This window comes from Rummeliibacillus sp. TYF005 (assembly GCF_003844195.1).
Lineage (GTDB): Bacteria > Bacillota > Bacilli > Bacillales_A > Planococcaceae > Rummeliibacillus.
The window spans coordinates 1-9236 of record NZ_ML122606.1 but is presented as its reverse complement, the minus strand read 5'-3'; the positions used below and the strand labels follow the sequence as shown (position 1 = coordinate 9236).

Sequence of the window (9236 nt, the reverse complement as noted above, 5' to 3'; positions counted from 1 at the left end):
GGGAGTTAATCACTCCCTCCTACTCGATTTACCATAAATTCATTTTTAATGACTTAAATTGCTAAGAGAGCGAATAAAATTTAATAAAGAGCGAATAAATGAATGGAGGGAGCGAATAAACAGACGAAACTAGCGAATAAAATGAATGAGAGAGCGAATAACCTAACCTATGAACTGATGATAAAATTTCAGGATTTCTTTCGTGAATTGTTTGACTAAAAACCACCAATATATGGTTCAAATCAAACGATGTTTAAAGGAATGAATCGTTTCAAATGACTTAAATTGCTAAGAGAGCGAATAAAATTTAATAAAGAGCGAATAAATGAATGAAACTAGCGAATAAACAAGAGAAAAGAGCGAATAAATCGGCGAAAAGAGCGAATAAACCGGCGAAAAGAGCGAATAAAACACTGCAAACTAGCGAATAAATCTACAATCTACCATGTTTGAATTTCATTTTCAGATTTATTTTGTTCTTTTTCTTTATCAGGAAATAGAAGACTAAATAGAATTCCGACAATAGCTGCTATGATAAATGTTGTAAAGCGTGAACTAATTACATCTTCAAGTGGTGTTGATATCCAAATAAGTGTACTTACAAAGCCGGCTATGATTGTAGCGATGACACCGATGCCTGAGTAACGTTTCCATAAAAACGTGAGAATTATGGCTGGAGATAACGTACAGCCTACACCTGCCCAAGCCCAGCTAACAACTAAGTACACAAGAGATTTAGATGTTAAAGCAATGATTAAACCAACTAGCCCTGCTATGACAATAGTGATCCTAGATATTCTAACTAATTGCTTCTCAGATATTTTTTTACCCATTGCTTTATTAACGATATCTTCACTGACAGAACTCGTCATAACAAGAAGTTGAGAATCTGCAGTAGAAATAATAGCTGCAAGAATACCTGAAAGTAAAAGTCCGGCTATCCACGGCGGAAGAAGATCGAGTGCCATATAAGGTAGAATGGTTTATACATCTGCAAATTGATGATCTTGGTAAAGTGTAATAGCCGTAATCCCAATAAGAAATGCTCCGCTATAAGCTAAAAGTGTCCAAATAATTGCTACAATACTTCCAGTTCTTGCTTCTTTCTTATCTTTAAGTGCCATAAAACGAGCGCTAAGTTGCGGTTGACCGCCGAGGAATCCGAAGAACCAAGCAAAGTTATTAAATAGTAATAAACCGAGTGCAAAACCGGTTACTCCGCCTGTCCAAGAGTCAATTTTAGATCCAGAAGATTGTAATGCATGACTAATTGATAAATCACCCGTATAGATATTGTAAAGTGCGACGATTGGTAATATGACTAATGTTGCTAGCATCATTATACTTTGAATCATATCTGTCCATACAACACTGACAAATCCACCAGTGTAAGCAAGGATAATAACAATTACAATACTGATCAACATACCAACAGTAGTGTGAATACCAAAAACGGTAAATAGCGTTTTTCCGGCTCCTGCAATTTGTGCTCCAAAATAAAACATCATAAAACTAAAGATAAGAATAGTTGCTAACCATAAAATGAGTTTTCCGTGTTTTGGAAAACGTTTTGCTAAATAACTTGGTAGAGTCATTACCTGATACTTTTCCGCATCTTCCATAAATCTCTTTGCTAAAAATAACCACGCAAACACAATTCCAAGTGTAATACCAACGGCAACCCAGACTCCGGATAATCCTGTTGAATAGACAAATCCTGTATAGCCTAAAAGCAGCCAAGCAGATTCACCAGTTGCTCTTTCAGAGAAGGCTAGTGTCCAACCGGGTAATTTTTTCCCACCTAGAAGAAAATCTGAATGCCCCATATTACGACGACTAAAATAATAACCAATTCCTAGCATAAAGATGCAGTATAAGATAAACTCCACTAATACAATCGTGTTCAAATAATCATCCCCTTTTTTAGTAATTTACAACTCTATATTTTGTCCAATATGAAGACGTAAAGCAGTTTCTACTATTCTATTTGCAACAACAAGATCAAAAAGTGCCATACCGGTTGACTTGAATACAGTAGGTTGATGTTTTGAAATAATGGGTTTTACTTTGTTTGTAATAACTTTTGAAAATGGAATGACTTGATTATCTGTTATCCATGAATGTTTTAAAGGGGTTATTACGTCGCCACTTTCACTTTTTGCATCCAATGTATCTACATAAAGAAAGTCTAGATGGTTATAGATGGAGTTTGGGAATTCTCTCATTTGTGGTTGGTATGAACCAATTCCGATGATGAGCTTCCCATTATAAATTTTTTCGATATTTGGAAGGACGGGTTCAGAAGAAGTAGTAGAAGTAATAATGATATCAGAGTGTTCAACTAAATTAATCGTTTCATCAACAATATGAATTTCAATATTTTTTGCTATCTGTTTTTTTAGGGTTTCGATAAAAGCAGGAATCTTATATTGTGTACGATTCCAGAGATATATATGGCGGATATCACGAACAGCACAAGCAGCCAATAGTTGATATAAACCTTGATAACCTGTACCAATTAAGCCAACCGAATGTGAGTCTTCATTTGCCAAATATTTAATAGCAGTACCGCCAATAGCACCTGTGCGAATCCCAGTTAACAATGTTCCATTTAGGATTCCTTTAATAGCACCATTTTGTCGATTGTGTAAGATCATCGTCCCTTGCGTTGCTGGAAGATCCTGATTGTTCGGATAGACATTGACTATTTTTAACCCAGTTGAATCTGTCGCAATGCAAGGCATAAGTAATAACGTATTATCGTTGTCTTGAATTTGTGTTCGTAGAGGCATGTGAAAAAGTTTACTGTCATATAAAATATAGGCTTCCTCAATAGCTTGAATTGCGTCATTCATAGTGATTGCTTGCATAATGTCTTGTTCATTTAATAGTAGCAAATATATTTCCCCCTTAATTAAACGATGGCATCTTCTAAAACAAGATCATTTTCTGCAAAACGTTCAAAGCGTAAAGGATGTAAATCTAAATTTTCATATTTTCCTAGATGGATTAACTCAGCTAACCCTTGTCCAACTGCAGGAGCTTGCTGCATTCCATGACCACTAAAACCAAGCGCCATATAATAGCCTTGCATCGTAGGGTGATTCCCTATAATCGCATTGTGATCAGCAGTATTAAAACTATATAGGCCAGCCCAAGCAGATGTTATTTTTGCTATTTCAAAATTTTGTACACGATGTGCCAATACTGGCCACAATTCATCATAAAATAGAGATCGTGTTACTGTAAAATCTATACCTGGCTTCACTTTTTCTGAAAAGCCGCTTAATATTTTATTGCCCTCATGTCGGAAGTACACTCCTGAAGGGTCGACAGTCAAAGGCAAATCCTTTTCTAATGGAACTGCCGTATCAAATTGAAAAATTTGCCGCTTTAATGGATGGATAGGTAATGGGATACCAATTTTTTCACTTAAATAAACACCCCATGCTCCTGCACAGTTAATAACAATTGGAGAATTATATTCTTGTCCATTGATTAAGCGAACTCCTGTTACCCGATTTTGAGTCGTCAATATCGTTTCAACTTCCTCAAAAATATATTCAACACCCATTCTTTGAGCGTTTTTTCGGAAGCCTTGCATAACGGAGTAAGGATCTAAATAACCATCTTCAGGACAATAAAGACCTCCTGCTAAATCATTGATATTTAGTTCTGGAATAACATTGAGTAATTCTTCTGTTGAGAGTAATTGGGAAGGAACTTTGAATTGATGTTGGAGAGCTTGTTGCTTTTTTAAAGAAGAAATCATTTGTTCTGTACCTAAAAATAGATATCCATTTTGTCTGAAATCAATTTCAAACGGTTCACCATCAATTTTCATAGTTTCAGGGAATTTCTTATAAAATTGCAGACTATATCGACTTACTTGAATATTGATAGCAGTTGTATACAATTGTCGAATTCCTCCAGCACTTCTGGAAGTTGAAGAATATTCATAAATAGGATCTTTTTCGAAAACAATAATTCTACCATCGAACCCAATTTTTCGAAGTGAATAGGCAGTACTAGAACCCATCACACCCCCTCCAACAATGACGATATCAGCTTTTTCCATAGAATCCCTCCATTTCAGGTATTTATATATACTATTGAAACATCATAGAAATAATGTGTAAATTTAAGAAAATTCCACCATTAAAGATACGATACTTTTTCTAATATGTGGCCACATTTCAAGAAAGACACGAAGACTAGCAAATCTAGCAATTGTACATAGTGTAATAAACTATTGATCTTCTAACTTGGATCATGCAAAGAGTATATTGAATTTAGAATATATTATGTAAAATTCATCTAATATTAGGCCTTTAGATAGTTCAAAAGATTGATTTATAATATTAAATTTTTGTATTAAGAATAATTGCGAAAACGTTTTCATATAAATCTGTGATTAAAGGAAATAACTTTAATCAGAAGGGGAGATGGTTTGTCGTGATAAAAAATTTAAAAAGGCTAACATTCATACTAGTTTTGCTATTCGTTACAATAGTTGCAACTGCATGTAATAGCAATGGTGATGGGGATAGTAAAAGTAACAAGAATAAAATAGACGTAGGAATTGTATTACCAACAAAAGATGAGCCACGATGGGTACAAGATGAACAGCGTTTCAAGGATGCATTGAAGGATTCAAAATATTCAACAGAAATTCTATTTAGTCAGGGATCATCTGCAAAAGAAAAAGAAAACGTTGAGTCACTTTTAAATAAAGGTATTAAAGTATTAATCATTACGCCTCAAGATGGTGCTGCTGCAGGTGCAGCAGTAGAAGCAGCCAAAAAAGAGGGCGTTACTGTTATTGCATATGACAGGTTGATTACCAATACCGATGCAGTGGATTACTACGTAACATTTGATAGTTTAGCAGTTGGTGCAGCACAAGCTCAATATTTAATCGATAATGCCAATGGTTCAAATGTTCCGCTTTACCTTTACGCAGGGGCGGCTTCAGATAATAATGCATTCCTCTTCTTTGAAGGTGCATGGAAAGTACTTCAACCAAAAATCGCAGATGGCACATTTAAAATTGCCAACTCAAGTGAAGCTGAAAAGCTAAAAGATACCGCAGAACTTTCGCGTGACCAATTAAGTAAAATTATTGGGCAAGTAACAACGAACTGGGATCCAAACAAAGCGAAAAACAAAGCACAAACACACCTAACTGCAGCTAAAGCAGATTTAAAAGGGGATGTAGCGATTTTAGCACCTAATGATGGTACTGCACGTTCTATTGCAGATGTTTTTTCAACAGATAAGGCAGTAAAAAGTTTTGTTGTAACCGGTCAAGATGCAGAAAAAGCTTCTATTCAATATATTATTGACGGTAAACAATCCATGACGGTGTTCAAAGATGTTCGAACGCTAGTGACAGATGCAATGGGGGTTGCTGTTGAAGTATTAGATGGTAAAACACCTGAAACAACGGGATCTTATGACAATGGTTCAGTAGAAGTAAAGGCTAAACAAACAGACGTAATTGTTGTCAATAAAGACAATGTGAAAAAGGAATTAATCGATTCAGCCTACTATGAAGCTAGTGAATTTAACGGTTTAGAGTAGAAAATGAACGAAGTGGAAAATAGTGATAGCAATTGCTATCACTATTTTGCCCATTAAAAGCTGAAAATGAAGTGAATTAGGGGTGATAAAATGAGTGAATATATACTCGAGATGAACCATATTACAAAAGAATTTTCGGGATTTAAAGCCCTATCAAATGTAAACTTCAAAGTGAAAAAAGGAGAAATTCATTGTTTGGTAGGTGAAAATGGCGCGGGAAAATCTACTTTAATGAAAGTGTTGAGTGGTGTTTACCCACATGGTACATATGAAGGGGATATCGTCTATGAAGGGAAAGTTCAACATTTTCATGAGATTAATGATAGTGTCAAATGTGGAATCGGGATTATCTACCAAGAACTTGCTCTATTTCCGGACTTGACAGTATACGAGAATATTTTTGTGGGAAATGAAATACGAAATGGTCCTTTTGTAGACTGGAATCAAACGATTGCAGAAGCAAATAAAATGCTAAAAAAGGTAAAACTCGATGTAACACCAGAATCATTGATCAAAGAACTGGGTGTTGGCAAACAACAGCTTGTAGAGATTGCAAAAACATTAAGTAAAGATGTCAAACTCTTAATTTTGGATGAACCAACAGCAGCATTAAACGAAGATGATAGTGAAAATCTACTAGAGCTTTTAAAAGAGCTAAAAAGCCAAGGAATCAGTTGTATTATGATTTCGCACAAATTGAAGGAAGTAATGCAGATTGCGGATAAAATAACTGTTTTACGAGATGGACAGTGCATTTCTACTTTGGATGCTAGTCAGGAGAAAATAGAAGAAAATGTCATTATCAAAAATATGGTAGGACGCGAAATTGAAGATATATATCCGAAACGAGAAGGCCAGAAAATAGGAGAAACTGTCCTTGAGTTAGAAGATTGGACAGCCTTTGACCCACAATTAGGAAGAAATGTTTCCAAAAATGTTCATCTCCACGTAAAAAAAGGAGAAATCATTGGAATTGCAGGATTGATGGGGTCTGGTCGTACAGAACTAGCACTAAGTATATTTGGCAATCCAAAATATTATAAACTGCAAGGCAATCTGAAAATACATGGTTCAAAAAGAATGTTGAGAAATACAAACGATGCGATAAATGCAGGCATTTCTTATGTAACAGAAGATCGTAAGGGCAATGGATTGTTTTTATTGCAAGATATAAAAAGTAATATTTCGGTAGCACATTTAAAAGGGATTACATCTAACGGTGTTGTCAACCTAAATGAAGAAGTAAAAGTTGCAAATCAATACAAAGAATCGTTGCATATTAAAGCAAGCTCACTTGAACAAAGAGTTGGAAATTTGAGCGGAGGCAACCAGCAAAAGGTTTCATTAGGCAAATGGCTATTTACGTCGCCAAAGATTTTAATATTAGATGAACCAACACGAGGGATTGATGTCGGTGCTAAATTTGAAATTTACACAATCATGAACCAACTGATATCGGAAGGCATGAGCATCATCATGATTTCTTCAGAACTTGGAGAAATTCTTGGCATGAGCGATCGAATATATGTTATGGCTAATGGCACTATCAAAGGGGAACTATCTGCCGAGGACGCAACACAAGAAAAAATTATGGAACTAGCTACAAAATAAAGGGGGGAACGTAAAATGGATTTATTGAAAGAAGGAAAAAATTTAGTAAAACTAAATATTAGAGAATACGGTATGTATATTGCCTTATTTGTAATTATTTTAATCTTTACTATTTTGACTGATGGGTTATTTATTTCATCAAGAAATATTAGTAATTTACTAGATTCTGCAGGGTATATTGCTGTGTTGGCAGTAGGGATGACACTTGTGATTGTTATTCGGCATATCGATTTATCGGTCGGATTTTTAGCAGGCTTTTTAGGAGCTATAACTGCCATTCTATTAACTCAATATGAACTTTCAGTATGGCTTGTTATTCCGATTATATTAATATTAGGTATACTGATTGGATTAGTATACGGCTTATTAATCGCAAAAATTGGTGTTCCATCTTTTGTTGTAACGCTTGCTGGTATGCTGATTTTCCGTGGCGCTCTCCTACAAGTGACTGAAAAAACCGGAACGATTATTATAAAAGATGAGCAATTCAATGCAATAGGGAATGGGTTTATCCCATCAATAATGGAGTTGAACGGACTCCATTTATTAACATTATTAATAGGTTTAGTTGGAATACTTTTATTCATATACAACGAAATTACAATTCGCCGAAATAAAATGAATTATGGTTTTGAAGTGATGTCAGGTAGTATCTTCAGTATAAAACTAATCTTCATCTCCGCGATCATTGCGTATATAACATGGATTTTAGCAGGTTATAATGGGTTTTCTTGGACTGTTATTATTGTTGTAGCAGTTGTGGTGATTTATCATTTTTTAACAACCAAAACGGTTCTTGGACGCCATATTTATGCAGTAGGTAGTAATCCAGAAGCCGCTCATTTAAGTGGAATCAGTGTAAAGAAAATAACGTTTATCGTCTTTGGATCGATGGCGATGCTTGCCGCTTTATCTGGAATTCTCTTTACTTCACGCTTACAGTCTGCAACAACAACTGCTGGAACTTTGTTTGAACTTGATGCAATAGCTGCTGCTTATGTAGGTGGGGTCTCAGCTGCCGGTGGGGTAGGAAAAGTAACGGGAGCGATTATTGGTGCAATTGTGATGGCTTCTTTATCCAGTGGTATGAACTTACTAGGAATTGGCATATCCTATCAATATATTATTCGTGGTACTGTATTAGCAGTAGCGGTAATATTTGACGTTATGACTCGTAAAGAACAACGAGCTTAATAAGAATAGACCTAATGTTAAGTGGCAAAATTATTACTGTTTTATTTCCTACTAAATACATTTGTTTTATTTTGAAAAATATTTTATAGTTATATATAGAATTTTCTGTAAAATAATTTAATAGAATAAAATGAAAGCCCAGGGGTGAAATGTCAATCATAAAAATTATTGAAATTGGAAATTGTTAAGCCTTTCAACACCCGAAACTCAATTTTTAAGCACACTTAAATAAACCTCACGTTTTTTAACTATAATTAGTTAAAAAATGGAAGTTAAAAATTAACTAAAGAAAAGTGAGTAACATTTCGTTATTCTCTCCTTTCTTCTTTAGGGATGTACAGCTGTTTCGTGCGTAGTAGCGAATGCACGAGCCGTACAAGTTTTCTAGCGGTTAAGACGAGAGCGCGTTTGTGTTGATGCTTTGGTACTTCATGGTATTTCTTTTGATAAAAGGTTTTATATTCGGTGTCATGCTTTCGTATGGCGTCTGATGCCTGTACAAGATAATAGCGTAAATACTTATTTCCGGTTCGCATGCGACTGGTATTCTCGGCTTCAAACTCGCCTGACTGATACTGTGTCCATACTAAACCTGCATATTTCGCTAAAGCATGATGATCATCAAAACGATGAATATCCCCAATTTCAGCGATTAAGCCCGCTGCGTACACGGGACCGATACCTTTTATCGAAGTTAATGTTTGTGGAATGCCTTTCATCATGCGTTCGATTTCCTTATCTAATCGCTTTACTTGGCTTTCCATATGTTGAATCGTACTCAAAATCACAGATAACGAAAGATTGACCGGATCAGCCATCATTTTATCTAAACGGTACGAATTACGTGC

The 9236-nt window shown here is 35.3% G+C and carries 6 protein-coding genes and 1 pseudogene; 3 read left to right on the top strand and 4 right to left on the bottom strand.

What is annotated here, in order from left to right; all coding sequences use genetic code 11:
• Positions 1-440: 440 nt before the first annotated feature.
• The 3 genes and pseudogenes from CW357_RS17275 to CW357_RS17265 form a co-directional block, all read right to left on the bottom strand.
• Positions 441-1907: pseudogene (locus CW357_RS17275) on the bottom strand (sodium/proline symporter).
• 24 nt (positions 1908-1931) lie between these two features.
• On the bottom strand, positions 1932-2897 hold the full coding sequence (locus CW357_RS17270; RefSeq protein ID WP_124218705.1) for an ornithine cyclodeaminase family protein: 966 nt from the start codon (positions 2895-2897) through the stop codon (positions 1932-1934).
• 17 nt (positions 2898-2914) lie between these two features.
• Positions 2915-4078 carry an NAD(P)/FAD-dependent oxidoreductase gene (locus CW357_RS17265; protein ID WP_124218704.1) on the bottom strand — a complete coding sequence of 388 codons (1164 nt, stop codon included), beginning with the start codon at positions 4076-4078 and terminating at the stop codon, positions 2915-2917.
• Between the two features lie 377 nt (positions 4079-4455).
• Between CW357_RS17265 and CW357_RS17260 the strand changes: the two genes are divergently transcribed.
• From CW357_RS17260 to CW357_RS17250, 3 genes are all read left to right on the top strand, one after another.
• Positions 4456-5583 (top strand): sugar ABC transporter substrate-binding protein, encoded by a 1128-nt coding sequence (locus CW357_RS17260; RefSeq protein WP_206426833.1) that lies wholly within the window; start codon positions 4456-4458, stop codon positions 5581-5583.
• Between the two features lie 90 nt (positions 5584-5673).
• On the top strand, positions 5674-7194 hold the full coding sequence (locus tag CW357_RS17255; RefSeq protein WP_124218703.1) for a sugar ABC transporter ATP-binding protein: 1521 nt from the start codon (positions 5674-5676) through the stop codon (positions 7192-7194).
• A gap of 15 nt (positions 7195-7209) precedes the next feature.
• Positions 7210-8388, top strand: coding sequence for a sugar ABC transporter permease (locus CW357_RS17250; protein ID WP_124218702.1), 1179 nt, complete (start codon positions 7210-7212; stop codon positions 8386-8388).
• 308 nt (positions 8389-8696) lie between these two features.
• On the opposite strand, the gene CW357_RS17245 is transcribed toward CW357_RS17250, so the two are convergent.
• A partial coding sequence (locus CW357_RS17245; RefSeq protein ID WP_124218701.1) for an IS110 family RNA-guided transposase occupies positions 8697-9236 on the bottom strand: 540 nt, incomplete at its 5' end.

Coding starts and splice junctions, on each gene's coding strand:
- CW357_RS17265 (WP_124218704.1), bottom strand. CDS start 4,078: ATGGAAAAAGCTGATATCGTCATTGTTGGAGGGGGTGTGATGGGTTCT.
- CW357_RS17255 (WP_124218703.1), top strand. CDS start 5,674: ATGAGTGAATATATACTCGAGATGAACCATATTACAAAAGAATTTTCG.
- CW357_RS17250 (WP_124218702.1), top strand. CDS start 7,210: ATGGATTTATTGAAAGAAGGAAAAAATTTAGTAAAACTAAATATTAGA.